The sequence below is a fragment of the Natrinema sp. H-ect1 genome, from assembly GCF_041821105.1.
In the GTDB taxonomy this organism is placed as follows: Archaea; Halobacteriota; Halobacteria; order Halobacteriales; family Natrialbaceae; genus Natrinema; species Natrinema thermotolerans.
Genome location: NZ_JBGUBA010000009.1, coordinates 1 through 25,298 on the forward strand (window position 1 = coordinate 1; position 25,298 = coordinate 25,298).

The 25,298-nt window shown below is 66.8% G+C and carries 26 protein-coding genes; 11 read left to right on the forward strand and 15 right to left on the reverse strand.

Annotated features, from left to right (window positions below; all coding sequences use genetic code 11):
- A partial coding sequence (locus ACERIM_RS15390; protein ID WP_373633369.1) for a CobD/CbiB family cobalamin biosynthesis protein occupies positions 1-468 on the reverse strand: 468 nt, incomplete at its 3' end.
- A gap of 39 nt (positions 469-507) precedes the next feature.
- The gene (locus ACERIM_RS15395) at positions 508-1,155 is read right to left on the reverse strand and encodes an HAD family hydrolase (RefSeq protein WP_373633370.1); all 648 of its coding nucleotides are present in this window, start codon (positions 1,153-1,155) and stop codon (positions 508-510) included.
- A 117-nt stretch (positions 1,156-1,272) separates the two neighbouring features.
- Between ACERIM_RS15395 and ACERIM_RS15400 the strand changes: the two genes are divergently transcribed.
- The gene (locus ACERIM_RS15400) at positions 1,273-1,773 is read left to right on the forward strand and encodes a helix-turn-helix transcriptional regulator (RefSeq protein ID WP_373633371.1); all 501 of its coding nucleotides are present in this window, start codon (positions 1,273-1,275) and stop codon (positions 1,771-1,773) included.
- A 56-nt stretch (positions 1,774-1,829) separates the two neighbouring features.
- On the opposite strand, the gene ACERIM_RS15405 is transcribed toward ACERIM_RS15400, so the two are convergent.
- Positions 1,830-2,441: a translation initiation factor IF-2 subunit beta gene (locus ACERIM_RS15405; RefSeq protein WP_006179789.1), complete on the reverse strand. Its 612-nt coding sequence runs from the start codon at positions 2,439-2,441 to the stop codon at positions 1,830-1,832.
- Positions 2,442-2,636: 195 nt separating this feature from the next.
- Entirely contained in the window at positions 2,637-3,020 is a 384-nt protein-coding gene (locus ACERIM_RS15410; protein WP_373633372.1) for a hypothetical protein, read from the reverse strand.
- A gap of 260 nt (positions 3,021-3,280) precedes the next feature.
- On the opposite strand from ACERIM_RS15410, the gene ACERIM_RS15415 reads away from it, so the two are divergent.
- The gene (locus tag ACERIM_RS15415) at positions 3,281-3,469 is read left to right on the forward strand and encodes a hypothetical protein (protein WP_373633373.1); all 189 of its coding nucleotides are present in this window, start codon (positions 3,281-3,283) and stop codon (positions 3,467-3,469) included.
- 76 nt (positions 3,470-3,545) lie between these two features.
- On the opposite strand, the gene ACERIM_RS15420 is transcribed toward ACERIM_RS15415, so the two are convergent.
- Positions 3,546-4,880: an aspartate aminotransferase family protein gene (locus ACERIM_RS15420; protein ID WP_373633374.1), complete on the reverse strand. Its 1,335-nt coding sequence runs from the start codon at positions 4,878-4,880 to the stop codon at positions 3,546-3,548.
- Between the two features lie 196 nt (positions 4,881-5,076).
- On the opposite strand from ACERIM_RS15420, the gene ACERIM_RS15425 reads away from it, so the two are divergent.
- Positions 5,077-5,568, forward strand: a complete 492-nt coding sequence (locus ACERIM_RS15425; RefSeq protein ID WP_006179786.1) for an Lrp/AsnC family transcriptional regulator — start codon at positions 5,077-5,079, stop codon at positions 5,566-5,568.
- Positions 5,569-5,591: 23 nt separating this feature from the next.
- On the opposite strand, the gene ACERIM_RS15430 is transcribed toward ACERIM_RS15425, so the two are convergent.
- Complete coding sequence (locus ACERIM_RS15430; RefSeq protein WP_373633375.1) at positions 5,592-6,989, reverse strand: APC family permease; 1,398 nt, start codon at positions 6,987-6,989, stop codon at positions 5,592-5,594.
- Positions 6,990-7,394: 405 nt separating this feature from the next.
- On the opposite strand from ACERIM_RS15430, the gene ACERIM_RS15435 reads away from it, so the two are divergent.
- From ACERIM_RS15435 to ACERIM_RS15450, 4 genes are all read left to right on the forward strand, one after another.
- The gene (locus ACERIM_RS15435) at positions 7,395-8,342 is read left to right on the forward strand and encodes a PGF-CTERM sorting domain-containing protein (protein WP_373633376.1); all 948 of its coding nucleotides are present in this window, start codon (positions 7,395-7,397) and stop codon (positions 8,340-8,342) included.
- Between the two features lie 401 nt (positions 8,343-8,743).
- A complete protein-coding gene (locus tag ACERIM_RS15440) occupies positions 8,744-8,968 on the forward strand; it encodes a hypothetical protein (protein WP_006649500.1) in 225 nt (74 codons plus the stop codon).
- Between the two features lie 350 nt (positions 8,969-9,318).
- Positions 9,319-9,738 (forward strand): hypothetical protein, encoded by a 420-nt coding sequence (locus ACERIM_RS15445; protein WP_373633377.1) that lies wholly within the window; start codon positions 9,319-9,321, stop codon positions 9,736-9,738.
- Positions 9,739-9,870: 132 nt separating this feature from the next.
- Positions 9,871-10,224, forward strand: coding sequence for a hypothetical protein (locus ACERIM_RS15450; RefSeq protein WP_049966231.1), 354 nt, complete (start codon positions 9,871-9,873; stop codon positions 10,222-10,224).
- 3 nt (positions 10,225-10,227) lie between these two features.
- Here the strand turns inward: ACERIM_RS15450 and ACERIM_RS15455 are convergent, their stop codons facing one another.
- From ACERIM_RS15455 to ACERIM_RS15465, 3 genes are all read right to left on the reverse strand, one after another.
- Positions 10,228-12,750 carry a DEAD/DEAH box helicase gene (locus tag ACERIM_RS15455; RefSeq protein WP_373633378.1) on the reverse strand — a complete coding sequence of 841 codons (2,523 nt, stop codon included), beginning with the start codon at positions 12,748-12,750 and terminating at the stop codon, positions 10,228-10,230.
- A 1-nt stretch (position 12,751) separates the two neighbouring features.
- Positions 12,752-14,221: a ribonuclease H-like domain-containing protein gene (locus tag ACERIM_RS15460; protein ID WP_373633379.1), complete on the reverse strand. Its 1,470-nt coding sequence runs from the start codon at positions 14,219-14,221 to the stop codon at positions 12,752-12,754.
- A 64-nt stretch (positions 14,222-14,285) separates the two neighbouring features.
- A complete protein-coding gene (locus ACERIM_RS15465; RefSeq protein ID WP_373633380.1) occupies positions 14,286-14,636 on the reverse strand; it encodes a thioredoxin family protein in 351 nt (116 codons plus the stop codon).
- A 209-nt stretch (positions 14,637-14,845) separates the two neighbouring features.
- Between ACERIM_RS15465 and ACERIM_RS15470 the strand changes: the two genes are divergently transcribed.
- Positions 14,846-15,142, forward strand: a complete 297-nt coding sequence (locus ACERIM_RS15470; RefSeq protein ID WP_084813306.1) for a hypothetical protein — start codon at positions 14,846-14,848, stop codon at positions 15,140-15,142.
- 224 nt (positions 15,143-15,366) lie between these two features.
- Positions 15,367-16,722 carry a type I glutamate--ammonia ligase gene (gene glnA, locus ACERIM_RS15475; protein ID WP_006649494.1) on the forward strand — a complete coding sequence of 452 codons (1,356 nt, stop codon included), beginning with the start codon at positions 15,367-15,369 and terminating at the stop codon, positions 16,720-16,722.
- Positions 16,723-16,899: 177 nt separating this feature from the next.
- Here the strand turns inward: glnA and ACERIM_RS15480 are convergent, their stop codons facing one another.
- Positions 16,900-17,130 carry a MarR family transcriptional regulator gene (locus tag ACERIM_RS15480; protein WP_373633381.1) on the reverse strand — a complete coding sequence of 77 codons (231 nt, stop codon included), beginning with the start codon at positions 17,128-17,130 and terminating at the stop codon, positions 16,900-16,902.
- Between the two features lie 165 nt (positions 17,131-17,295).
- On the opposite strand from ACERIM_RS15480, the gene ACERIM_RS15485 reads away from it, so the two are divergent.
- Positions 17,296-17,604 carry a hypothetical protein gene (locus tag ACERIM_RS15485; RefSeq protein WP_373633382.1) on the forward strand — a complete coding sequence of 103 codons (309 nt, stop codon included), beginning with the start codon at positions 17,296-17,298 and terminating at the stop codon, positions 17,602-17,604.
- Between the two features lie 34 nt (positions 17,605-17,638).
- Here ACERIM_RS15485 and ACERIM_RS15490 read toward each other — a convergent pair whose 3' ends face one another.
- The 5 genes from ACERIM_RS15490 to ACERIM_RS15510 all read right to left on the reverse strand — a co-directional run bounded on the left by ACERIM_RS15490 (position 17,639) and on the right by ACERIM_RS15510 (position 23,806).
- Positions 17,639-18,466, reverse strand: a complete 828-nt coding sequence (locus tag ACERIM_RS15490; RefSeq protein ID WP_006649492.1) for a hypothetical protein — start codon at positions 18,464-18,466, stop codon at positions 17,639-17,641.
- A 79-nt stretch (positions 18,467-18,545) separates the two neighbouring features.
- Positions 18,546-19,382, reverse strand: a complete 837-nt coding sequence (locus ACERIM_RS15495) for a metallophosphoesterase (RefSeq protein WP_373633383.1) — start codon at positions 19,380-19,382, stop codon at positions 18,546-18,548.
- Positions 19,383-19,392: 10 nt separating this feature from the next.
- Positions 19,393-21,114: a hypothetical protein gene (locus ACERIM_RS15500; RefSeq protein WP_373633384.1), complete on the reverse strand. Its 1,722-nt coding sequence runs from the start codon at positions 21,112-21,114 to the stop codon at positions 19,393-19,395.
- Positions 21,111-22,385, reverse strand: coding sequence for a Single-stranded DNA binding protein (locus ACERIM_RS15505; protein WP_373633385.1), 1,275 nt, complete (start codon positions 22,383-22,385; stop codon positions 21,111-21,113). Before ACERIM_RS15505 ends, ACERIM_RS15500 begins: the two co-directional genes overlap by 4 nt.
- Before the next feature lie 425 nt (positions 22,386-22,810).
- Positions 22,811-23,806, reverse strand: a complete 996-nt coding sequence (locus tag ACERIM_RS15510) for a phosphate uptake regulator PhoU (protein ID WP_006649488.1) — start codon at positions 23,804-23,806, stop codon at positions 22,811-22,813.
- A 506-nt stretch (positions 23,807-24,312) separates the two neighbouring features.
- On the opposite strand from ACERIM_RS15510, the gene ACERIM_RS15515 reads away from it, so the two are divergent.
- On the forward strand, positions 24,313-25,287 hold the full coding sequence (locus tag ACERIM_RS15515; RefSeq protein ID WP_049966240.1) for a PstS family phosphate ABC transporter substrate-binding protein: 975 nt from the start codon (positions 24,313-24,315) through the stop codon (positions 25,285-25,287).
- The last annotated feature ends 11 nt before the right edge of the window (positions 25,288-25,298 follow it).

Sequence of the window (25,298 nt, forward strand, 5' to 3'; positions counted from 1 at the left end):
CGCGACCAGCCCGTCGGCGAGGTTCTCGGCCGCGCTCTCGACGGCCGCGCTACGAAGCCCCGCCGGCGAGAGGGTGGACGTGTCCCGGCCCACCAGCCCGCGGACCCGCTCGCGGGCTCGATCAGGGTCCCCGTCGGTCGCCGCCACCACGTCCCGGGTCAGCTCGAGCAGCGAGCGCAGGCTGGTCGTCAGAAAGAGGACGAGCGCGGCGACGACGGGACCGGCCATCGGATGCAGCGGCGTCGCCACGAGGACGAGACCGCCGGCGACGGCGGCGGGGACCAGCGGTGTGAGGACGGCGACGGCGACTCCGACCAGCCGCTGTCCCCGCTCGCTGCCGGCCCAGTTCCGGTCCACGACGTCGACGAGTCGGCCGAACCAGGCCACCGGGTGGACGGCCGTCGGCGGCTCCCCGATCAGCAGGTCGAGGCTGAACGCCAGCCCGAGGACCGCAAGCGTCGTCAGCACACCGGCGTCGCCTCCATGCTAGTCGGAGCGGGGCAGCGTTCAGTCATTACTGCTGTGTTCGTCGGCCGACACCGTGGCCAGCCGGTCGGGAACGTCCGCGAGCGACACCTCCTCGAGGAGCAACGCCGTGCCGCCGACGGCCTCGACCCCGCCGTCGGTGCCGGGGTCGTCGCCGACGTGGACGAGGGCGGCGGGCGCAACGCCCAGTTCGTCGGCGGTCAACTCGAAGATTTGGGGGGCTGGCTTGCGCCAGCCACAGCCCACGCTCGAGACGACGGCGTCGAAATCGTCGCGGTCGAACGCCGAGCGGACGAGCGTGCGACCGACGAGTTCCGGGACGCTGCAGTTCGAACAGATCGCGACGGGACCGCGCTCGCGGGCGGCCGCGACCGCCTCGCGTGCGCCGGGTCTGGTCTCGACGTCCGGATCGAACGCCGCGACGACGGCCCGTCTGGCCGCGTTCCCCTCGTAGTCGACGCCGCGGCTTGCAAGCGCCCGCGAGACGTGGGCCGGTAACGGGATCTCCGCACCCTCGGGTGCATCGATGTGTGGCTCCGCGTAGGCGTCGGCCCAGTCGTCGGGCACTCGAACGTCCCGCTTCTCGAGTTCGGCCGCGACCGCGGCGGCCGGGTCGGTCGGTCTGTCGGCGTCTACCAAGGTCCCGAAGAGGTCGAACGATACTCCCACAGTGGTGTGACTAGCACAATCTGACTTTAATTTCGCGGTCCGTCGGTGGCGGGTCACGACCTTTTGGGTGGTTTTGTGCATACCCCTTTGAAACCGTCGCGGCCAGTCGGACGTACGATGTCCCAACGACATGTGCCGTTCCGATCCCGGCTCACGACGGCCGTGGGCCGGACCGTTCGAGCCTGTACCGACGCGTTCAGTGCGACCGGGACCAGCGAGGGGCGATCGACCGCTCGCGACCGGCTCGAGTCGGGTCGGTCCCGGACTGGTGACGCGACCGACGGCCGGACGAGTGCCGACCGAGCGGCCGTTGCCGAAGGTGGGTCGGACGACGAGTCGTCGATCGCGACCGGGATCGTCGACCCCGACGATGGGCCGACCAGCAGGGGCGACCTCGTCGCGTACGGTCTCACGCCCGCCGAATACGTCAGGGCGGTGCTGGTCGAACACGGCGGTCGGATCAAACAGCACCGATTCGCCGACCGGTACGGCTGGTCGGCGGCGTCGCTCAGCCGCCTCCTGACCGAACTCGAGGACGAAGGCGTGATCGCCCGCTACCGGGTCGGCCGCGAAAAGGTCGTCTGTCTGCCGGAGGCGGTCCCCGAGTCGGCCCGCTGACTATCGTCACGCTGGGTCGTGTCGTCGAAACCGCGAGTGCGGCGAAAAAGGGGTACTCAGTCGAGCCGAGCGAACGCGAGGTTCCCGGAGATGTTCTTGATGTAGATATCGACCACGTCGCCCTCCTCGGCACCGGGGACGAAGATGGTGTACTCGCCTTTCTCCGCGACGCCGTCGCCCTTGCGGCCGGTGCCGGTGATCTCGACGGTGTAGGTCTTGCCCTCCTCGACTGCCTCCTGCTGTTGTTGCTGCTGGCTGGCCGTCGAGCGCTTGGTCACCGGGCGGAAGGCACCACAGGCGTCACAGCGCAGCATCGGCGTGCGGTCCTCGCGGACGAGGCGGGTGTCCGGCAGGCCACACTCCGAACAGAGGACGTACTCGTCGACGTAGGCGTCGATGGCCGCATCGAAGTCCTGCTGGGAGAAGGTGCCGTTGTACCGGCCTCGGCCGTCGTCGAGCTTGCCGCTGGTACCGAGTTCGCGCTGGATGAACCGGTGGACGTGTTCGGTGTCCCGCGAGAGGACGTCCGCGATCTCGTCGAGGTTCGTGACGCGGGTGAACGCACCGTCTTTCTGTGGCTCGGGATCGGGGATCTGCAGTCGCTGTTCGTCGCCCCCGATATCGGGGACGTCCTCCATCGCGCGGTCGAGGCTCGATTCGTAATCCATACGCGAAAACAGGCGACGCGAACGTAAATCCGTTCTGCTATCGCAGCCACTGACCGTCAGTGGACACCCTGATCGCACGACCGCATCGCGGTCGGCGTGTCCATCGTTTCAGCGGCTACTATCTCTCACGATCCGACCGACGGCGCGGCGGTCCGTCGATCGGCCCGCGAGCGAGGGCACGATCCCGCCGTCGGGTCAGTGGTCGTCCCCGCCGCTCTCGGTCAGCGAGTCCCCCTTCCCCTCGTCGAGTTCTCGGAGGTCGCGTTCGGGGTTGGCTTCGTTCGGGCCGCCGGCCTCGCCGGTGATCTCGCCGTAGGCCGCCTCCCGGACCGCTTCGGGGGAGTCGAACTGCTCGCCCGCCAGCCGGTCGAAGACGCTCCCTAGCGACTCCGTCTCGTTTGGCATGTCGATGGGGTCGTCGGCGTACTCCGTCGCCAGCTCCTCGCTGGTGACCGGATACTCCAGCTCCCCGAGATCGCGTTCGACGGCCTCGAGGATCGACTCCGTGTTGTCGGCCCGCTCGGCTTTCCGTCGTTCCGCGCTGTCCTGTGCCCGGTCGCGGCTGGGTCCGTCGCTCATGGCTCGAGCTATCGCTACCCGACCGAAAAGCGGCGGGCCGGCGATCGCGTGGCCCGCGGACGCGACCGGGTCGCAAACGCGGCCGTCCGGCCCGTTGGACGGCAGTGGTAACAGACCTATCGTCGCTCTTGAAACGAGTTACAGACCGATCGCAACGTTGTCCTGCGATCGGGTGTACATTGACGTTCAAGAGCGACGATAGTGTCGCTCGCGTCCTCACACCGATACTTGCGGTTGGCCAAGTGGCGGTGCGGCGATAGATGAAACGGAACAACCGGCGAACGATCGCCGTCTGCGAACGGTGCGGGGCACTCTGTGCGGCCCTCGAGTTGGGTGAGGAGAAGCTCCGCCCGATCGGCGGTCGCCGAGACGGCCGTCAGTGTGGGTGTACCGACTTCACCGCCGTCGACGGCTCGCTGTCCGGTCTATCGCTATCGGACGACGAGTGAGGCGGGCAGTAGCGGACGGTTCGTGCGAACCGACCGATCGTTTTCAGTTCGACTCAGCGTCCGAACGCATCGGGACTCAGGCGACCGTCTCGAGCGCGGCACGGAGTTCGTCGACGGCGTACTGCAACTGGTCGCGCGAGATGGTCAGCGGCGGCTGGAACCGCATGACGTTCTTGTAGTAGCCGCCGACCCCCATCACGACGTTCGATTCGTCGCGGAGGTAGTCGCTGACGGCGGCCGCGAGGTCGCTGTCCGGGGCCGGCGACACGTTCTGTGGCCCCGTCGTTTCCGGATCGACGAGTTCGACGCCCCACATTAGCCCGAGCCCGCGGGTCTGCCCGACGACGTCGTACTCGGCCTCGAGCGCGCCGAGTTCGTCGGCGAGCCACTGGCCCTGCTCGCGGGCGTCGTCGACGATCCCGTCCTGTAGTTCGTCGATCGTCGCCAGCGCGGCCGCACAGGCGACCGGATTCCCGCCGAACGTCGAGAGGTGGTCGCCGGACTCGAAGGCGTCCGCGATCTCCGCGGTGGCGGTAAAGGCCCCGAGCGGCAGCCCGTTCGCGATCCCCTTGGCCTGGGTCAGGATATCGGGTTCGACGTCGAAGTGGCTGCTCGCGAACAGTTCGCCGGTCCGACCGTAGCCGGTCTGGACCTCGTCGGCGATCAGCAACGCGCCGTGGTCGTGAGCGATCTCTTGGACCCGCTCGAGCCAGCCCTCCGGCGGCACGACGATCCCGGCTTCGCCCATCACCGGCTCGACGACGATCGCCGCGAGGTCGCCGCTCGTATGAGAGCCGATCACGCGCTCGAGTTCGTCGGCACACCCCGAGTTACACTCTCCGCCCTCACAGCGCGGACACCGGTAGCCGTAGGGCGGCGCGGTGTGGGCGACGTCGTTGAGCGTCGGGGCCATCCCCTGCTTGTAGGACTTGTTGCCCGTCAGTGCCAGACTACCAAGCGTCCGGCCGTGAAAGCCCATCTCGAGGGAAATGACCTCCTTCGATCCGGTGTACTTCCGCGCGAGCTTGACCGCGCCCTCGACGGCCTCCGTTCCGGAGTTACAGAAGAACGTCTTCTCGAGATCGCCCGGCGTTACGTCGGCGATCCGCTCGGCGAGGTCGGCGACCGGCTCGTTGGGATGGACGTACGAACAGCCGTGGACGAACTCCTCGAGCTGGTCTTTGGCGGCGTCGACGACGGCCTCGTTCCCGTGGCCGACGTTCGTCACCGCGATCCCCGCGAAGACGTCCAGATACTCGTTGCCCTCGACGTCCTCGAGCGTACAGCCCGAGGCCCGTTTGACGGGGACATCGAGTGATTTCCAGATCGGCATCATGTGGTCTTCGTAGGCCGAAACGACGGCCGCGTTCGATTCGCGATCGGCCGCTCTCCTGGGCTCTTGTTCGGACATACTACATACTTCTAGACTGGGTCCTAATAAACTATAGTATCTAGGACTCAATACACAGATCTGGCTCCACCTCCGCGACGCCGTCGGAGCGATCGGACTCTGCGCCGGGCCGAGCCATCGAACGCCGTCCGATTTTCGTCCGGTGACGGACCCGATATTCGAATGTTGTTTATCGGAGTGGACGAATATCCGTGACATGGACGAGCGAAACGTTCGCATTCTACAGGCCGTCGCGGAACTCGGAACGGGAAGTCCCGACGAGATCTCGGAGTACACCGATATCCCGAAATCGACCGTCCACTACCGGCTCACGAAACTCAAGGAGGACGGCGTCGTGACCAACGACCTGTTGGACGTCAACCTCGAGGCGTTGGGACTGGAGATCACGGTCGTCACGGAAGTCATCGCGGAGTACGACGAACAGTATCACGAGGACGTCGGAGAGCAACTCGCCGCCATCGAAGGGGCCAATCAGGTGTATTTCACGATGGGGGACACCGATTTCATCGTCATCGCACATCTGGCGGACCGGGAGATGGTCAACCGTCTCATCAGCGATTACGAGGCGATCGACGAGGTCGTTCGCACGAGTTCGCAGTTCGTGGTCGAAACGGTCAAGGACGAACCGCATCCGCTGAACGACTTCGAACTCGAGACGTTAGTCGAGTCGACCGCGGACGAGGACTGACTCCCGACGGACTGTCGCAGCACTCACTCGAGTTCGCTCGGCTCCAGATCGGCCAGTTCGATCTCCGAGTCCGTCGAGGTGATTCCATACAGCACCACGCCGAGCAGCGTCCAGCAGAGGACGATCGCCCACTCGTAGGGCCAGACAAGCGCGGACGGCCCGCCCGGGAGATAGAGGCCGATGAAGCCGAGCGTCAGGACCAGCCCCGCGGCCCCGAACGCGTATCCGAACGGGAGCTTCAGCGGGCGGTTCAGGCCGGGCTCTCGGTAGCGGAGAACGAGGAACGAGACGACGACGAGGAACCAGGCGACGACGAGGCCGAGCCCGCTCGCGTTGACGATCCAGACCAGCATCTGTTCGCCGAACAGCGGCGCGAAGATCGAGAGTCCGCCGATGAGGACGATCGCCGTCGAGGGCGTGTTGTACTCGGGGTGGAGCGCGTTGATCCGTCGCGGGATCATCCCCGAATCGGCGAGCGCGAAGACGGCGCGACTGGCCCCCAGCAGGAAGGAGTTCCAGCTCGTGAGGATACCCGCGATGCCGGCCAGCGCCATGATGCGGCCGATCAACTGACTGCTGAAGATCGTTTCCATGGCCGCGGCAGCCGGCAGCGGGCTCTCGACGAGTTCGACGCCGGGCATGGCCTGCCCGGACGCCCAGATCACGCCGACGTAGAACAGCGCGGCCAGCGAGACCGCCGCCGGAATGAGAAGCCCGATGACACGGGGCGGGACGTCCGCTTCCTCGGCGGATTGGGGAATGACGTCGAAGCCGACGAACATGAACGGCGTCATGATCGCGACCGTGGCGACGCCTGCCGTCCCGACGTCCGACAGCGGCGGGTTCGGCTGGGTCTGTCCGTTAAACAGGGCACCGATGACGAGCATGACGCCCGCAAGGCCGATCACGAGCGTTAGCAGCGTCTGGAACTGTGCCGCGGGTTTCACGCCGCGGTAGTTGAGCCCTGTCATTACGATCGCCCCGATCCCACCGACGAGGATCCAGGACGCGTACACCGGTTCGCCGGCGACCGTCCAGAGTTCGAGGACGTTGAATCCGGGCACGATAAACGCCATTGCGGACGGCAGCGCCACGACCTCGAAGACGACGACGCCGACGTAGCCGAGGACGAGCGACCACGTACATACGAACGACCAGAGCGGGCCGAGCGCCCGGAAACTGTACACGTGTTCGCCGCCGACGAACGGCATCGCGGACGTGAGTTCTCCGTAGATCAGTCCGACGACGCACACCATGATCGCGCCCACGACGAAGCCGAGTACCGACCCGGCCACACCCGCTTCGTCGATCCAGAACCCGGTCTGGATGATCCATCCCCAGCCGATCATCGCGCCGAACGCGAGTACGAAGAGATCTTTCTTCGTCAGGATCCGCTCGAAGTCACTGTCGTTTCCTGCCATACCACGCAGTGCCAAGTGATGGGTGTTAAGTCTAACCATTCAAAAACAGTCAAGATAATATTCTATATGATCACCACTTATTGGATAATACGCAACTCTCATCGATCGTACCGGCAATCGAAGCCGACGAATCGACGGACCGGCCGTCGTCTCGCCAGCAAAGTCGTGGCCGTCCGGCTCGGGTGTCGGAGCCAGCAGTAGGTGTCGGTTTCGACGGCCACCGATCATTCAAACGACCGCCTACGCCTCGTAACGACCTGCTACCGCTCGAGTACGCGGCTCATATATAGGATAGCCGATCCGGTACGGCAGGTCGATGACATATAGAAGTAAACGACAGTCGTCGACGCTGATCGATCGCCCGCTCGACGCCCGGAGAATCGAGCCGGAGAGGGGCGCATAACCATGGCCGACGCACGCGGTACGGACGGCCCGAAGCGGTGGCAAACGCTCCTCGCGCTCGGGCTCGGACTGGCCGTGATCGGCAGCCTCGTCGCGGCGGGTTCCGGGGCGGTCGCCGCGCAGGCCGATCCGGACGACAACGGGACCGTTTCGGAGGCGGCATACGTCGACCCCGCACCCGAGAAGGGAGATCCCTACTTCGAGGCGGCGGCCGACGACGGCAGCTGGGTCAGTTACGAGAATCCGCGCGACGAGTACCGGAGCCCGTACCTCGGTGACGGCTCCGGGAAAGTCTGCGTCTCGCTGGTCAACGAAAACGGCGACCCAGTCATCGGCGAGTCGGTGCCGAACACGTCCGTGACCGTCCCGACCGGCGGCGCGACGACGTGGCACTCCGACGCCGATCCGATGACCGTCCAGTTCCCCATGGACGACCACTACGAGTTCCCGCTCGACGGCGATCAGTTCGGAACCAGTCCGGACGTCGCACAGGGCGACGGCTATATGGACTCCCACTGCCTCGAGTTCCACGGGAACCCCGAAGACGCGACCCTCACCTACGGCGAAGCCGAGATCAGCGGCGAATACGCCGACCGAATCGACGTCGCCGGCTATATCCAACAGGAACCGGCGGGCGACGGCTGGGACACCGATATCGACCCGGTCGCCGCCGCGGAGTCCTACGAAGAGGCGGGCGGCGGCTGGACATACAACGCGGCCGAGAACTCGACCCACGGCCAGGTGGTCGTCGTCCTGCAGCTCGACGCCCCCGCCGACGAGCGGTTCGACCCCGACAACTCGAGCGATCCACCGAACGGGTCCGACCCGGCATCGGACGGCGAAACCGGTGACGACGGGGATGCCGAGAGCAATGACAGGATGCCCGGCTTCGGCGTCGTCAGTGCGCTCGTCGCGCTGTCCGTTGCCGTCCTCGCTCGCCGTCGCGGTTAAGGCGGGCGGTTACCGGGATGCGTCGCTTTCGAACTCGAGGAGACGAAAGACAGGGAACGGCTACCGGATGTAGCCGGGAACCATGGAGCTCCGTTGTGTGACGACGGGGTGACGATCGAGTGGGTCGCCCCACCGACAGACTGTCGTACCCCCGTCTATCGGACGATTGGTTCGAACCACAATAATTCTGCTGGCCAACGCGTCGGGAACGACGCGAAAATCGCCGGTAGAATCCGTCGAACGGCAGATATGGTATGGCATTACATGACGGCCTACTACCTGATCCCGACGCCCGTCGTTTCGGGGTGGCGGCCTCGCGACGCAGTCGGTCCCGAGTGACGGGTTATAGTCGGCCGCCGGAACCAATTAGGTTTTGACGGTCGACGCGAGACACCCGGGAAATGACGACCGCGAACGATTCGGACGAGACCCCCCGCGTTCCCATCGTCTGTCCCGACTGCGAGACGACCTCCCGCGTCCCGCTCTCGGACGTGGCCGACGCGATCGAACGACACAACGACCAACTTCACGACGGCGATGCCGTCGCGGAAGTCGACCCGGAAATCGCCGATCGGATCGCGGACCTGGTCGCGGATGAACTCGGACTGCTCGAGAACACGGAGTGACGGCCGGTGTCGTCACCGGCCGAAGAATCGGCGGAGTCTATCGACGAGTGAACCGGACGATCCCTCGCGTTTCCGTGCGGTAACGCGTCCTTCTTCGTCGGGCGCGTCGTCGAGTCGAACGTCGGGTCGTTTCGAGTCCATCCCCCTCGAGTACGGCAACCGGTGACAGAGTCGTTCCCCTAGGTTCACCCGACGCGCCGACCGCCGACGGCGTCCCGTTCCGGTGGCCACACCGACGCGACCGATCACAAAACGCCGCTCGTTTCCGGCTCGAGCGGTTATATTTCGTCTTTGCTTACCGTTAGTTCAGTGGGAAGGCTTATGGGTCCATCCTCGACTGCGTTCACTAGATGACACGCCAGAACGCGACGGTCGACCAAGAGGGACGTCCCACCGAGACGGACGAGGGAACGCGGCTGCCGGCCGAAACCGAACCGGCCGCGACGATCGCGGCGACGCGAACGCCGTCGGACACCGGCGCAGTCGGTCATCCGAACACGCTGACGATCATTGGGCAGGGGACCCCCTCGAGTTTCGAGATCACCGTCGACGGCGGGATCGACCTGGCCGCCGAATCCGGAACGGCGGACGTGACCGTCCGCTCCGGCACGAGCGTCGAAGGGACCGTCGAGTCCGAGACGGTGACGGTTCGGTTCTCCGGCGACCTGACCGACGTCACGTTCGTCGATCGCGGGATCACGGGCCGGGAACCGGCGGCGACCCCGAACGTCCACGTCGATTACGGCGTGCCCGACGGGCGCGGGTCGTAGCCTGCGGTCCGTCGATCCCGTCGCCGATGCGGACGGACCGGCGGGGCCGATCCCGTCCGAGCCGGTGGGACGGCGCGATCCGGTCGATCGATACGCAAACATACTCCCGGACTAGAACCGTCACGTACGCACATGGACGACGCAACTCCCGACGCCGACGCCGACCCGTCGGTCGAGACCGAGAGTGACGCGTCCGGCGCGGCCGACGAGGAGACCGAGCCGGACGAGGCAGAAACCGACGCCGAGTGGATGGACCCCGCCGACGAGCGGATCCTCGAGTTCATGCAGTCCGAAGACGTGTTCGAACCGAACCAGTTCGACGAGGCGGGGATCTGTCCGGCGAATTTCGCCGCCTATCGGTGCCGGGAACTGGCCAAATACGGCCTCCTGAAGCGTCACATGCCCGGTGTCTACGAGGTTACCGACGCCGGTGAACGCTACCTCGCGGGCGAACTCGACCCCAGCGAGTTAGCGCCCGAGGAGTAGCCGCTACGAGATCGACGCGGGCGGGCGGCGCTCGTCGCGGTCCTCGTCCGCGAGATCTGGGTATAGGGAGGCGCTGCCCTCGTCCAGCAGCGCCTCGATCACGTCCCGCGCGGCGGGGCCGTACAGGGGCCGGTTGTCGTTCCCACAGCGATCGCTCATGAGACAGGCGGGACAGCCCTCGTCGCGACCGCAGTCGCAGTCGACCCAGAGATCGCGGGCCCGCCGTGCGACCGCCTCGTACTCTTCGTAGATGCGCCGGGAAAAGCCCAGCCCGCCCTCGATCCCGTCGTAGATGAACCAGCCGCTCGCGTCGGTCCCGTCGGGGAGCCGGTTGGTCGCGAGCCCGCCGAGATCCGCTGCGTCGACGGTCAACTCGAGCGGGGCCACGGCGATCATCGCGTGTTCGACGGCGTGGATCCCCCCGAGGTAGCCGTGGAGCCGCGGGGGTAGCTCCTCGCACTCGTCGTTGTGATAGTCGCTGTGGGCGGCCGTCACCGCCCGTTCCACGTCCGCGGGGACTTCGGCCCAGCACAGTTGGGTGCGCATTTCCAGGGGTGGAACGCCGGTCTCGAGGCCGACCGCGCGGACGTCGCCCGACTCGAGGTCGCGTTTCATGAACGTCTCGTGGTGGACGGTCACGGTCCCGTACCCCCAGTTGAGCCGGAAATCGCCGGCCGCGCGCGACTCGCGGACCTCGGTGTTGTAGATCGTCGTCCGGCGCTGGGACTGAGTGTAGTAGTCGAGGTCGGCCGTCTGGAGTTTCACATACGGCTGGGGTCGATCCTCGCGGAGTTCGACCACCTCGTACTGGTCGCCCCGATACAGCACCGTCGCGCCCTCGTGATAGTCCCGGTACGCGCGTGCGCGACCGATCGGCTGGTGATCGATCGAGCCCTCGCCGGCCAGTCGGACCTCGAAGGAATCCCCGCCCGAGGCGTAGAGGCTGATCTCGTCCTGTGGCCGGTCGCGGTGGGCGTAGGTGATCCCACCCGCGAGCGAGCCCTCGAAGTCGCCCGTCCGGCGGCCGTACTCGACGGCCTGCTCGAGCCGATCGCGCCCGCCGAACCGGGCCGCGTCCTCGCGGCGCAGGGGCAGTTCCTGGGCCGCACACCGCAGGTGCTGCAGGTAGACCGGGTTGTTCTCGAGGTCGACGACGGCGCTCTCGGGTTCCTCCTCGAGCAGGTATTCGGGGTGATTGCGAACGTACTGATCGAGCGTCGAGTGGCTCGGGACGAACACGGACAGGGCCTCGCGCTCGCCACGTCCCGAGCGGCCGATCCGCTGCCAGAACGACTGTCTCGAGCCGGGATACCCCAGCAGGACGGTGCCGTCGATCCCGCCGACGTCGATGCCGACCTCGAGCGCGCTGGTCGTCGCGACGCCGTCGAGGTCACCGCTCTTGAGGCGGTTTTCGGTACCTCGCCGCGATCGTTTGCCGTGGCCGGCGTTGTACGCGGCGAGGTCGGCGCTGCCGCTGTAGGGAAGCGACGGCGTCTCGAGGAACTCCTGTGCGCGACCGACGGCGAGTTCCGTCCCCTTCCGCGAGTCACAGAACAGCAGCGAGGGAACGCCGTGATAACAGCAGTGGGCCCACACCTCGGGGGCCTCGACGGTGGCGGGGCGTTTGCTCGGTCGCCAGTCGTCCCCCTCGTCGTCCCCGTCACGGCCGCCCTCGCCCGCGTCGCCGTCGGCCGGCGGGTCCCAGAAGACGAGGTGGCGGCGGCCGCTCGGGGAGCCGTCCTCGTCGATCACCGTCGCCGGCTCGCCCGTCAGCGCCTCGGCGTGGTCGGCCGGGTTGCCGATCGTCGCGCTCGTCAGGACGTACTGGGGGTCGCCGCCGTACCATTCGATCACCCGCTGGGCCCGCCGAAGGATCCAGGCGGCGTGCATCCCGCTGACCCCGGTCCACGCGTGGGCTTCGTCGACGACGAGCAGGTCGCAGTCCGCGTGAAACGCGGCCCAGCGGTGGTGGCCCTCGAGGTACTGGTTCAGCCCCGCGAAGTTCGTGATGACAACGTTCGCCTCCTCGCGGATGCGGGACTTCTCCCGGCGCTTGGTGTCGCCGTCGTAGACGCCGACCGTGACGTCCAGCCCGAGGTCGTCGAACAGGTCGTTGAGTTCCCGCTCTTGATCGCGGCTGAGCGCCTTCGTCGGGTAGACCAGCAGCGCACGCACGTCGGGATTCTCGCGGAACCGCCGCGCGATCTCCAGCGCGTAGACGTAGGTCTTCCCCGAGGACGTCGAGGTCGTGACACAGACGTTCTCGCCGCGCTCGAGCGCCGCGAGCGCGTCGGCCTGATGGCGCCAGGGATCGACGGCGAGCTTTGCGGCGAGGTCGGGCGGCAGTACCTCCCTCGCGGGGACGTGATCGGCGGATTCGGCCGGCAGTATGAACCGTTCGCGGCACTGTCCGCCGTAGCGGGCGTCGGGATACGTCTCGCGGAGTTCCTCGGCGGTCAAGGCGAGGCCGTCCGAGCCGGTGTCGTCCCAGCCGTCGATCGGTCCGTCGGAGTCTTGCGGTCGCATACTAGAAATCAGTGAGTCCAGTCTGTGTCGGTTCCGCCGTGGATCCGTCCGCTTGCTCTCCCGGTGATTCCGTCTCGAGTGGGGCCGCCGCGATCGCCTCGTAGACCGCGGCCAGTTCGCGAACGTCCGCCTCGCAGTACCGGCGGGCGGCCGTCCAGTCGATGGTCGCCCCCTCCGATCCGGATCCCCCGTCCGCACTACTCGAGCCCTCGAGCAGCCGCCGAATCCGCTCGGCCAGCGTTTTGCCGTCGATCGCGGCCGCGGCCCCCGTTCGGTCCCGGCCCAGTGCGGCGGCCACGTCCTCGAGCCGGTTCGTTCGACCCGGCAGGACGGCGTTGTCCCGGCGGACCGCCCAGTCGTAGGGGTCGTGCGTCGAGACGTGATCGTGCCAGTACGCGCGGTACTCGGGCGTGTAGCGGGCGACGAAGCGCTCGAGGTGGTCGTAATCGAACCCGTGGCCGTTCCACGCGACCAGCGAGGGGGCATCGTACTCGGCGGCCAGCCACGAGACGAACTCGCGGGTCGCTTGCCCCGGGTCCTCGCGGGACGGCTCGGTGTCCACGAAGTCGACGTACGCCTCCCGGTCGGGGTCGTAGACGCCGATCAACCAGACGATCGTCGGCCGGAGCCCGTCGGTTTCGATGTCGACGAACAGCGGCGTCGCGTCGTCGGTCGGCGGGAGCGGATCCGCCGTCGTCCGGACGACGCGGCCGTCGGCGAGCGCTCGCGCGCTGTGGACGATCTCGCGGGCCGTCGACGGGCCGATCCCGTCGATCGAGGACAGTGACGTCGCGGACGCCGCGGCGACGGCTGCGCGCGTCCCGTAGCCGGTGTCCCGGAGCCGCCGGGCTATCGTCGGACCGACGCCCGACAGCGCCCCCAGTCCGAACCTGTCGGCCGGGACCGACGACACCGCGACCGAGCCGGTTCGGCCGCAGGTGAGGCAAGCGAGTTCGACCGCTCCCGACCGTTCCAGCGGAGCGACCCCGCGGATCGGCAACCGGACCGGAACACCGTCGACCGTCGTTTCCCAGACGTGGTCGTAGCTCGCTGTGAGCGCGCCGGTTAGAAACGTCGTCTCTCGGCTCGAGCGAGCGCGGTAGCGGCCGATCGCCTCGCGGCCGGCGAGCCTCGCCTCGAGCGCGACGGCGTCGGTCGTCGGCTCGAGGTCGTCACAGACGACGTAGTCGGCGGGTGGCGCGTCCGCCAGCAGGGATGCCGACGATGCGAAGACGAACGAGGTCCCCGCGACGGTTTCGGTCCGGATCTCCGCGGGGCCGGCAGCGGCGACGACGGGACAGTCGGCGGCCCGTCGGACCCGGCTCACGACGCGGACGTCAGACGACTCCCGGACGACGTAGACGAGGTCCGGACCGAAGTACTCGAGGGCGTCGCGGACCGCCGCGTCGTCCAAGTCAGCGACGGCGTCACACCGGAGCGCGAGCAGGTCGGCCCCCTCCTCGTCGGGCATAGGAAAGGCATGCGAGCGAGCGGGCATAAGGGTTCTCGGACGTGCGGCGGACCTTGGAAGCCGGTCAGTCGGCGTCGACTGCTTCGGGAACGTTCGACTCGAGGAAGTCGGTTACGGCATCGCCGCCCTGGAATCCGTCGGCCAGCCGCGCGACCTCCTCGCCGTCCTCGAACAGGAGCAGAGTCGGTACCGACCGGATGTCGAACCGGTCGACGAGGCCGATGTCGTCGCCGGGATTGACCATTCCGATCGAGACATCGGTTGCGCGAGCGACGTTGCCGAGGACCGGTTCCATCGCCTGACACAGCGCACAGCCGCTCGTGTAGAACTCCACGAGCGCGACGTCGTGACTCGCCACGAACTCGTCTACGTCGTCGCCGGTCTCGAGCTGACGCGGTTTACTGGTCGCGGCCATATCCCAGGTACGACTCGGTCGCTGAAACCCCTGACGGACGGTGACCCTCGAGCGACGGTCGCGTCGGCTGGCCACGCGACTGTCCGGTGTGAACGCGTCTCATTTCGAACGTGCGGAGACGTTGTCGCGGACCGGATTCACCGTTTCGCTGTATTGTGTGAACGCTGCACGGAGTGTAACTTTATGCGTCGGTCCTGTACCCACGCTCGATGACCCGGCCCACAACTGCCCACGACGACGGCACGTCGACACTGAGAAAGGTGACGCTGTTTTGCTGGGAGTGTGATCACTCGAGTCCGATCGACGGCGACTGGGTGTTCCAGTCGCGAAAGCGTTGCGTCGCGTACGTCTGTCCGGAGTGTGAGACGACGCTCACGAAGCGCCCGCGCCGGACGGAGTGGTCACGTGAGCGGCCGTCGTCCGAACCAGTGGCAGCGTGGGAGCGGGCGGTTCGAACGCCGGTGACGGTCCGGCACCTGCTCGAATCCAAGCAATCTACCTTCTGATATTTCTCGATCCAGGTACCCGATCTCGGTGCTGATTGCCGGCGGCTGGGACGCGGCCGCTCCACAACTATTCAATTTCATCGCCGTCTTCCTGCCGATGTCAGCCACCCACCGAATATTACCTATTATAATCGACGTACGGCCACTTTTTGCTACATTTGCGTATATTCGCCCACAACAGTAGAGCTTTAATAGTAGAATCCGTTGGCATAGGCGAGCAGAAGATGACGAACGGGAACCTAACCGCTACCGAAGAGGAGGTACTGGACGAAATCGAGGCGAAAGACATCGACTTCCTTCGCCTGCAGTTCACGGACATTCTGGGAACTGTCAAGAACGTCTCCGTGCCGGCTCGACAGGCCGAGAAGGCCTTCACCGAGGGAATCTACTTCGACGGCTCCTCGATCGAGGGGTTCGTCCGCATTCAGGAATCGGACATGCGGCTCAAGCCCGACCCCGAGACGTTCGCGGTCCTGCCGTGGCAAAACCGCGAGGACGGGGCCTCGGCCCGGATGATCTGTGACGTCATCGACACCTCGACGGGCGAACCCTTCGAGGGCGACCCGCGCCGCGTCCTCAAGAACACCCTCGAGCGCGCCGACGAGATGGGGTACACGGTCAACGCCGCGCCCGAACCGGAGTTCTTCCTGTTCGAGGAAGACGAGGACGGCCGCGCCACGACCGAGACCGGTGATCACGGCGGCTACTTCGACCTCGCGCCGAAGGACCTCGCCAGCGACGTCCGCCGCGACATCATCTACGGCCTCGAGGACATGGGCTTCGAGATCGAAGCGAGCCACCACGAAGTCGCTAAGGGCCAACACGAGATCAACTTCGAGTACGACGACGCGCTCGCGACGGCCGACAACGTCGGGACCTTCCGCACAGTAGTCCGCGCGATCGCCGCTCAGCACGGCCAGCACGCCACCTTCATGCCCAAGCCGATCCCGCGCATCAACGGCTCGGGGATGCACACCCACCTCTCGTTGTTCACCGAGGACGGCGAGAACGCCTTCCACGACGAGGACGGCCAGTTCGACCTCTCGGAGACCGCACAGTCATTTATCGCCGGGATCCTCGAACACGCACCGGCGATCACGGCCGTCTCGAACCCCACCGTCAACAGCTACAAGCGCCTCGTGCCCGGCTACGAAGCACCGGTCTACGTCGCGTGGTCCGACCGCAACCGCTCGGCGCTGATCCGCAAGCCGGCCGCGCGGGTCCCGGCGGCCTCCCGCATCGAGGCCCGCTTCCCCGACCCGTCCTGTAACCCGTATCTCGCGCTTGCGGCGCTCATCAGCGCCGGCCTCGACGGGATCGAACGCGACCTCGAGTGTCCCGACCCGATCCGGGAGAACATCTACGAGTTCGACGAGGCAAAACGCGAGGAGTACGGCATCGACACGCTGCCGACCAACCTCGGCGAAGCCGTCGAGGCCCTCGAGGAGGACGAGGTCATCTACGAGACGCTCGGCGACCACGTCGGGCCGAAGTTCGTCGAGGCCAAGAGCCAGGAGTTCGAGGACTACCTCGTCGACGTCTCCCAGTGGGAGATCGACCGCTACCTCGAGACCTTCTGAGACGGTTTGCTGTCCCGATGTCCCGGTGGGACCGCGACCGTCCTGCGGTCCCACCAGTACTGACGGACAGGAGACCGTATGAACCGGCGACCGCGACGGCACGCCGAGAAACCGATTTCCGTCCCGCCAGTCGTCAGTCAGCCGACGCTCCCGTCTCCGCGGCTCGTCGTCGCCCGCTCAGTTCGCAACGATGTAGGCCGACTCCCGTTTTTCGACGTGGCCGGCGTCGACCAGCGAGTGCAACACGCTCAGGACGTTGATCTTCTTCATCGCCAGTATCTCTCCAACTTCCTCGATCGTCGCGCCTTCCGCCACCTCGAGGTAGAGGTACACCAACTTCGCACGGGCCGACTCGAGGTCGTCCGGAACCGGATCGAGCGTCTTTTGCCGCTGTGTCTGTGAGATCATTGTCACTCTCAGCGACCTCGTTCGTGTATATAAATCCACACGTAATTGGGGTACTAATGGATACTAGGACCTGATATGGGTCGTGACACCGCGTCACTGGCCGGTCCCGACGACCGTCTCGACGGAACGACGAGTTTTACGGACCGTCAGTTCCCAGCAGCGAGTATGACCGCGGACGAGCGGCCGACCCCGCCGACGGAGTTGGACCGCGTTGGCCACGAGGCACTCGACGAACTCGCGACCCGAGAGCCGGCGGCGCTTCGCGCGGCGAGTGCGTACCTCGAGGAACTGGCGGCGTGGAAGGAAAGCGACGACGAAGACGACCGGTCTCCGGACGACGGTGGGCCGGCCACGTACCCCGACGGCGTCCCCGAACGCGCGAGCGTCTCGGTGACCGAGATCGCCGGCACCGAGTACTACTACTTCCAGTGGCGCGATGGCGACGAGATCAGATCGGAGACGGTTCGGCGGTAGGCGGCGGTCTCGCCGCGCGACGACGGCGGCGTCGTTAGTCGGCCGCCGGGGCGGACTCGAGGACCCGCGTGAGCGCGTCCGCGACCCGGTCTGGGTGTGCCACCGTCGCCGTGGCACACCGGATCGGGAGCGGCCACGGAAGCCCGCGTTCGATCTCGAGTCGGTCGGCAGTGAGATCGACCGCCCGTAACTGCGATCGGGGCACGAACTGGTAGTTGATCGTTCTCGACCGGTGGACACACAGCCCGCTTTCGAACAGCGTGTAGGTCCGGGGCCGGCCGGCGGTGATCGCCTGTCCGATGAGGGCACCGCCGAACGCGGGTAGCGGATTGACGCTCGGCTCGAGGACGAAGATGAGCGCGAACCCGACGACGAGGAGGCTGCACCCGAGAACGAGCCCGCCAGCGCGGAGCAACCGCCGATACCGGCGGTCCGGCCGGGCGTGCCACTCGGCCAGTACCGACTCCCGTTCGTGGAGTGCGGTGACGTAGCGGTTTATCGTGACCAGATAGGCGACTGCGCCGCCGAGACTGAAGACGAAGAACTCCACGATCCACTCGCGGAGCCACGGCTCGAGGCCGCGCACGCCGACCGCCGGGAGGACCGGGACGACGGCGGCTCCGGCGACGATCACCGCGACCGGGAGGGCGTACAACCGCGTTCGGACGAGTGTCGTCGCGAGCGCGGACCGCGTATGGCACCAGCCGGCCGCGATCAGCCCGGCACACGCACCGATCGCGACGGGCCACAACGCCGTGTACGCCGCGCCGAGGACGCGGCTGGTCGCACACAGCGTGAGTGCCCCGACGTATCCGCCGAGGACGATCGAAAAGAACGGGGCCGACGGTTTCCGGAGAGACATATCCCTCGTTGGGCCTCTCTCGCCAAAATAGTTTTTAATTGAAACGTTTCGATCGGATCGGAGGGGTCCCGCCGTCGAATCAGACCGACTCGTAGGGACCGAGCCGGGTCCCGTCGAGCAGGTACGCCTCGCCGTCGGCCAGCCCCGTGGGAAGGAACGGCGAGAGAAACGACTGGCCGGCGACGTTGGTCCACGTCCCGCCGACCAGTTCGTTGAACGCGGGGATCACTACGGCTCGCGGCGGCTCGGCCGCCCCCTCGAGCCACGACACGCCCTCGTATTCCGGCCGGTCGCGAAACGGGTCGGGGGCGAGTCGCCCCCGCAGCCACGCTCGCTCGACGCGGCTCCCGCCGACCTCGTCCTCGAGTCGGACACAGGGGTGTTCGTGTCCCAGACAGACCACGTCGCTCTCGAGGACGGCCCGCGAGGGCCAGGTGTGGCCGTGACAGACGCCGACGTCGCCGCGGGCAACACCCGCGCCGGCGACAACCTCGACCGTCGCACTGATATCGTCGCTCTCGCCGAGCCACGTCTCGATCCGGCCGTCGTGGTTGCCCTTGACGACGGTGACCGCGAGGTCGCTCGGGAACGACTCGAACAGCACCTCGAGTTCGCCGCGTTCGGCCCCGCCCGGATCGCCGATCGAATGCATCAGATCGCCACAGACGACCAGTCGGTCGGGTCGGATCCGCTCGAGCAGGGCCTCGAGCCGCTCCCGGCGGTCCGGGGCCTGACTGGGGACGTCGACACCGCGCTCGTACCGCAACGCCGCCTCGTAGCCGGCGTGGTAGTCGGCGACGAGCAGGGCGCGGTCACGGCCGATCGTCGCGGTCGCGGCCGGTTCGTTGGGGACGGGTTCGACCAGCGGCTGCCTCGACGGTGCGGCCCCGTCGCGCCGGCGGGAATCGTCGCGCATCCGTTCGCGATCAGATCGCTTTCAGCGTCTCGTCGTCGGGTTCGTAACACTGCCCGCCCATCAGTGCGTCCTGAATGGCCTCCTCGACGTCTTCGGGGGCGGCTCCGGTGTCGTCGGCGACTGCCTCGACCAGTTCCGTCCGGTCGGCCCCGTCGCCGTCATCGAGTTCCTCCATCGTCTCCACGACGTAGTCCTCGAGGTCGACGTCGTCGGCCGGTTCCGCGTCGCTCTCGGTGTCGTCCGTCTCGGCTGCCGCCTCGTCGGCCGACTCGTCCGCCGTCACCGCCGCCTCCGGCTCGGCGTCGGGCTCCGACGCGTCGCTCGCGTCGTCGGCCTCGAGACCGGATTCGGGCGGTTCCCCGAGCCCGTCGTCGGCGTCGGAGTCGCCCGCTTCGGTGGTCGCGGACTCCGCGTCGGCATCGTCGGGTTCCGGCGCGTCCGCGGGGTCGTCGGCCGGTTCGTCCGGCTCGGGAACATCGATCTCCGCCTCGCCGGGCTCCTCGACCTGGCTACCGGTCGTAAACTCCGCGCCGAACTCCTCCTCGAGCTGTTCACGCTCCTCGTCGTCCATCTCGTACATCCCGCCGTCGTCCATCGCGCCGGCGTCGAAGTCGCCGAGGTCGTCGTCGGCGTCACCGTCGTTGGATTCGGGGCTCGTCGACTCGCCGGTGTCGTCGGGAGTCGGGGCCGCGGTATCAGCGGCCGCCGTCTCGGTTTCGGGTTCGTCGGCCTCGAGGGACGCGGTCTCGGATTCGGCGTCCTCGACTGACGAGTCCTCGGTGACCACACCTGCGGTCTCTCCCTGATCGGTCGTCGTCCCGTCGGCGTCGACGTCGATCGCGGCGTCTTCGGTCCCGGAATCGGTCTCGGTGGCCGTCCCCGCCGCGGAGCCCGAGTGTGCGTCGTCGGGATCGGTTGCCGCCCCGCTCCCGCCGGCCGTCGCCGCCATCGGTTCCGCCGGCTCGGACTCGAGCGCGTCGGCGTCGATGCCGTCGAGATCGGCCAGCGACGCGAACGAGACGTCGTACTCGGGACTCGTGGTGTCGGGCGCGAGGTCGAGCCCGCTCACCTGATCGCGCTCGCCGGCGACGACCTCGCAGGCCTCGCGGGCGCACTCACGCAGCGCCGCCAGATACGCCGGCGTCGTGCCGTAGTGATCCTGTGCGAGCGGGATCCCCGCTGCCAGCCCGGATTCGACGCCGGCCTCGAGCAGCGCGTCGGTCAGGTCCTCGCCGTCCGCGTCGAGGTCCGCCGCGCCGGCGTAGGTACCGATCCGTTCGAGGGTCTGTTCGGCCGCGCTGACGACCCAGCGGTCCCGAGTGTCGGCGTCGACCGTGGCGATGCTCTCGGGGCGCAGGGAGGTGTAAACCTGGTCGCCGTCCTCGGGCTGGAAGGTCCGTGCTTTGCCGGTTACCGCGACGAATTCGGGCGGCTCGACTCCCTCGAGGAAGGCCAGTTCGTCGGGCTGGTACTGGCCGGCGTAGACGACGAACGCGCCGGTCGGGTCGACGACGCGGGCCCGGACCATCTCCTCGTTGACCGACGTGACCTCCGTGAGAGTGCCGACCGCGAAGACGCGGTTGAGCCGCGCGCCGGTCGGCGAGATCACGTAGTTCGGAGCCCGTTCCTCGTCGCTCTCGGCGTAGGACAGCGAGGCGTCGTCGTACTCGGCCGCGAACAGGCGGTAGGCGATCTCCCGTCCGGGGACCTCCTCGTCGTCGTTCGCGCTCATGCGTCCACCTCCTCGAGGAAGGCCGTCGCACGCGCGGCCGGATCGTCGTCGCTCTCCTCGAACGTCTCGGCGTCTAAGTTCGCGCCGTACTCGTCGACCGAGAGGTGGCCGCGTACCCGATACTCGCGGCCGACGATGCGCTCGCGGATCCGGTCGGCGACGACCTCCTGGTCCATGGCCTCGCGGGCCTGCTCGAGGGCGTCCTCGAGGGTGCCGCCGTAGACCCGCTCGGTGAGTTCGTCGTCGAGGACGACGGTGACGGTACCGGTCCCGTCGTCGAGGATCGCCTTGACGCGCAGATCGTCGATCCCGTCGACGTCGCCGTGGGTCCGGCACTGTCCCTTCTGGACGACCCGATAGCATTCGGGACAGCGCTGGATGAGCCCGGAGCCGTCACGGACCGCGAGCAGGTTCCCCACGATCTCGACGTCGTAGATACCGCCGGTTCCGACGGCATCGGCGACGTCCATCGTCGAGGTATCGCTCCCGACCTCGATCTGCCGGTCGAGTGCGGTGACCGTCGAGAACTCCGAGACGTTGACTTCGGGGACGCCGCGGAACTCCTGAACGTAGGCGTTCTCGATACGAACCGTCCCGCCGTCCTCGATCTCCGGCGCAGGGTCCCAGTTCGTGAACGGGAGGCGGCCGCTCTCGTCGCCGAAGACGCCGCTTAGGATATCGGTCTCGCCGTCGCGGCCGTCGATCGTCTTGCGCTCGCACTCGAGGACGTCGACCTCGATACTGACTGCGCGATCGCCGGTCCGGAGGTCGGCCAGTTGTGCCTCACCGCCGACCTCGTAGGGGACGTCGAGCGACTCCGAATCGATCGACAGCGAGGTACTCTCGCCGAGGTTGAGTTCGGGTTCGCCGTCCCACTCACGGACCCCGGCGTTGCCCGCCGTGATCGTCTCGCCCGGCTCGAGGCCGAAGTCCTCCCAGGCGGTGTAGTCGATGACGCCGGACTCGTCGGCCAGTCGCCCCTCTACGATGACGTGGTCGTCACCCTGATAGCGGATCGACCGCTCACCGGCCGTCAGGACGACGCCCGTGACGGTGACGTTGCTGTCGTCGGGCGTGATGTCGGCGATGTCCTTCGCCGATGGCGTCCCGCCGCCGCCGCTCTGCCCGTCGCCGTACTTCCGCCGGAGGCTCTGTTTGGCCTCGTCGACCGGCACGCTGTACTCCACCAAGTTCTGCAGGTCGTCTTTGACCTCCTCTTTGTCGACACCGAGGTCGGAGGCGAGATCCTCGGCATGATCGTCGAGTTCCATCGTTTTCCTTTGGAGGTGGGGCTTAAAAAGCGTTCCCGGAGGAGGGCGGAAGTGAATCCGTCCCGGTTCCGAAACGCACGGTCAGTACGGGGCTCAGCGTCGTATCTCGGGCCGATCAACTGGCGTGCGGTGGCGCGCGCTGTCGGCCGCCGAACGCCAGTGAGGTCGGTCGACGACACTGTGCGAGGGATGAGTGAGCGACTGGAAGGAGCGAACGTTACGCGGGACCTCCGGTCCCGCGAACCATGCGAACGGGTGCTACGCACCCGTGAGCAGCAATCGGCTGGGGAGGGCGTGGCTACTCCCTGTTGCCACGATAGCAGGAGACTTCCTCCGGTCCATTCTCATCTACTGCTCACTTTGCTCGATCACCAGAACGACTCTCACCGACTCTTGGAACGATAGCAGTCGATACGAGCGAACCGTCAGGGCCGGGGTGCGGCCTTCTGCAGCGCCGTCTCGGCGATGTTCCCGCCGTAGTCGGCGCTCCGGGACAGCGAGTCGACGATCAGCCCCAGCGACTGGGCCTGTACCGGCTCGAGGTCCCGTAGCATGTCGTCGATCTGTCGGGTGTGTTCGTCGATCTCGAGGACGGCCTCGCGGGCGTCGTGACCCAATCGGTTCGCCTCCTCGGTTCCCTCGGCGAACAGCGCGTCCATCGCCTTCTCCAACACCGTCGCGGCGTCGGTTCGCAGTTCCTCGAGCGCCTCGGCGACCGGTTCGGGGATCTCACCGAGTTTGAGCGCGATGTTGCTGATCTTGGCCGCGTGGTCGGCGACGCGCTCGAGTTGCCGGGCGCTCGAGTGGAAGTCGAAGCAGTCCTCGCGGGGGACGCCGAGTTCCTCGGCGGCCCGCGGCGATCGCAGGGTGGCACGGAAGATCCGCGAGACGACCAGCCAGAGCCGGTCGACGTCGTCGTCGCGTTCGATGACGTCGTGGGCGATGTCGTCGTCGTCCTCGATCAGCGCGCGTACAGCGTCCTCGAGCATCGATTGGGCGATCAGGCGCATGCGCGTGACGGCGTTGACGATCGAGAGTTCCGAGGAGTCGAGCAGGTCCTGAATGACCACGCTGTCGGTCGTCTCCTCCAAAACCTCGACGCCGACCAGCCCCTGCGTGGCGTCCCGGATCGCCCGCCGCTGGTCGGTCGTGATCCGACCGGCCTCGAGCCTGATGATGTCGAAGCCGCTGACGTACATCGTCATCACGGCCCGGGTCAGCCGCTCGCCCTCGAGACTCGAAATGTCGAGGCTCCCCTCCTGTCGTTCGGTGTCGCTCTGAGGGGTCAACAAGAGCGCGTCGTCTTCGGGGTAGAACTCGACGGTCGTCCCGGCGCTGACGTCGTTTTCCGTCGCCCACGTTTTGGGGAGCGAGACCGTGTACGTCGAGCCGCCGGTCACCTGGACCTTTCGCGTCTCCATACGGTGGGCTTCGGCCGCTCGGGCATAAATATACGCGGGTCTATAGAGCGCCGTTGGTGGCCCCATAGAACGGCGATTCAGCGCCGCCTAATCCCGGAATACGAACGGCATATGAACACGAACGGGACTACCCGGTAGTGAACGAGATCAGTATATAGATACAGGTGGCAGCCGGGTCGTCGCTCCGTGAGCGGCGTACCCTCGAGCAGGTCGGTGGGATCGGTGGGGACACGAGTCGATCGCGGTGGTCCCAGCGGGCCGTCACACCGACCGTCGCCCGACGAATCCTGGACTGCTATTCTCCCGGTCCATATGCCCGCAGCGACGAATTCGCGTCGATGGCTGCGATCGGTCGATGACGTGATCGACTGCGGTTCGCCGCCTCGACACCGCGCTCCGACCCTCCCGCTGCCGACGAAATAGGACTATATAGAGATATGTGATCACTGACGCATATATATGATTCATAGCATCCCTTTTTTATACCCCTTCGAATCACTCACGTGATGGCAGACAACCAGTTCGGACGCGACGCAGTATCGCGACGGAAGTTCATCGCCGCAACCGGCGCCGCCGGGACGGCCGTGATCGCAGGGTGCAGCGACACGAGCAGCGGGAACGGCGACGACGAACTCTCGGGGGAAGTCATCGTCAAGGGGTCGAGTACCGTCTTCCCCATCTCCGACGCGATGGCCGAACGGTTCATGGAGGAGAACCCGAAGGTCAACGTCACGGTCGACCCGACCGGCAGCGGTGGCGGCTTCGAGAACCACTTCTGTCCCGGTGACGCCGACATCAACGGCGCATCGCGCCCGATCAAGGAAGCGGAGCAGAGTCACTGCGCCGACAACGACGTCACACCGATCGAGATGCACATCGCGGGCGACGCGCTCACGGTTGCGGTCAGCCCCGACAACGACTGGGTCGACAGCATGACCTTCGACGAGCTGGCGCAGATCTGGGGCGACGACAGCGCTACCACGTGGTCCGATATCAACTCCGACTGGCCCGACGAAGAACTCGAGCTCTACGGCCCCGACACCACCTCAGGGACCTACGACTGGTTCAGCGAGAACGTCAACGGCGGCGGCCACCGGACTGAGTACGAGGGCACCGAGGACGACAACACCATCATTCAGGGCCTCGAGAACAGCCAGTACGCGATGGGGTACTTCGGCTACGCCTACTACAGCGAAAACAAGGACCGCGTCAAGGCCCTCTCGATCGCGGAGAGCGAAAGCGACGAGCCGACCGCGCCGAGCCTGTCGGCGGCCCAGGACGGTTCGTACCCGCTGGCCCGACCGCTGTTCATCTACCCCGCCGAGGGCGCACTCCAGCGTGATCCGGTCTACGAGTTCGTCAACTACTACCTCGAGAACTCGAGTGCCGACTGGATCGCCGACGACGTCGGCTACGTCCCGTCGAACCAGGACATGGTCGATGAGAACATGAGCGCGCTCGAGGACGCAGCGGGCGAGTAACGCGAACGCCG

Coding starts and splice junctions, on each gene's coding strand:
- ACERIM_RS15400 (WP_373633371.1), top strand. CDS start 1,273: ATGTCCCAACGACATGTGCCGTTCCGATCCCGGCTCACGACGGCCGTG.
- ACERIM_RS15405 (WP_006179789.1), bottom strand. CDS start 2,441: ATGGATTACGAATCGAGCCTCGACCGCGCGATGGAGGACGTCCCCGAT.
- ACERIM_RS15410 (WP_373633372.1), bottom strand. CDS start 3,020: ATGAGCGACGGACCCAGCCGCGACCGGGCACAGGACAGCGCGGAACGA.
- ACERIM_RS15415 (WP_373633373.1), top strand. CDS start 3,281: ATGAAACGGAACAACCGGCGAACGATCGCCGTCTGCGAACGGTGCGGG.
- ACERIM_RS15420 (WP_373633374.1), bottom strand. CDS start 4,880: ATGTCCGAACAAGAGCCCAGGAGAGCGGCCGATCGCGAATCGAACGCG.
- ACERIM_RS15425 (WP_006179786.1), top strand. CDS start 5,077: ATGGACGAGCGAAACGTTCGCATTCTACAGGCCGTCGCGGAACTCGGA.
- ACERIM_RS15430 (WP_373633375.1), bottom strand. CDS start 6,989: ATGGCAGGAAACGACAGTGACTTCGAGCGGATCCTGACGAAGAAAGAT.
- ACERIM_RS15435 (WP_373633376.1), top strand. CDS start 7,395: ATGGCCGACGCACGCGGTACGGACGGCCCGAAGCGGTGGCAAACGCTC.
- ACERIM_RS15440 (WP_006649500.1), top strand. CDS start 8,744: ATGACGACCGCGAACGATTCGGACGAGACCCCCCGCGTTCCCATCGTC.
- ACERIM_RS15445 (WP_373633377.1), top strand. CDS start 9,319: ATGACACGCCAGAACGCGACGGTCGACCAAGAGGGACGTCCCACCGAG.
- ACERIM_RS15450 (WP_049966231.1), top strand. CDS start 9,871: ATGGACGACGCAACTCCCGACGCCGACGCCGACCCGTCGGTCGAGACC.
- ACERIM_RS15455 (WP_373633378.1), bottom strand. CDS start 12,750: ATGCGACCGCAAGACTCCGACGGACCGATCGACGGCTGGGACGACACC.
- ACERIM_RS15460 (WP_373633379.1), bottom strand. CDS start 14,221: ATGCCCGACGAGGAGGGGGCCGACCTGCTCGCGCTCCGGTGTGACGCC.
- ACERIM_RS15465 (WP_373633380.1), bottom strand. CDS start 14,636: ATGGCCGCGACCAGTAAACCGCGTCAGCTCGAGACCGGCGACGACGTA.
- ACERIM_RS15470 (WP_084813306.1), top strand. CDS start 14,846: ATGACCCGGCCCACAACTGCCCACGACGACGGCACGTCGACACTGAGA.
- glnA (WP_006649494.1), top strand. CDS start 15,367: ATGACGAACGGGAACCTAACCGCTACCGAAGAGGAGGTACTGGACGAA.
- ACERIM_RS15480 (WP_373633381.1), bottom strand. CDS start 17,130: ATGATCTCACAGACACAGCGGCAAAAGACGCTCGATCCGGTTCCGGAC.
- ACERIM_RS15485 (WP_373633382.1), top strand. CDS start 17,296: ATGACCGCGGACGAGCGGCCGACCCCGCCGACGGAGTTGGACCGCGTT.
- ACERIM_RS15490 (WP_006649492.1), bottom strand. CDS start 18,466: ATGTCTCTCCGGAAACCGTCGGCCCCGTTCTTTTCGATCGTCCTCGGC.
- ACERIM_RS15495 (WP_373633383.1), bottom strand. CDS start 19,382: ATGCGCGACGATTCCCGCCGGCGCGACGGGGCCGCACCGTCGAGGCAG.
- ACERIM_RS15500 (WP_373633384.1), bottom strand. CDS start 21,114: ATGAGCGCGAACGACGACGAGGAGGTCCCCGGACGGGAGATCGCCTAC.
- ACERIM_RS15505 (WP_373633385.1), bottom strand. CDS start 22,385: ATGGAACTCGACGATCATGCCGAGGATCTCGCCTCCGACCTCGGTGTC.
- ACERIM_RS15510 (WP_006649488.1), bottom strand. CDS start 23,806: ATGGAGACGCGAAAGGTCCAGGTGACCGGCGGCTCGACGTACACGGTC.
- ACERIM_RS15515 (WP_049966240.1), top strand. CDS start 24,313: ATGGCAGACAACCAGTTCGGACGCGACGCAGTATCGCGACGGAAGTTC.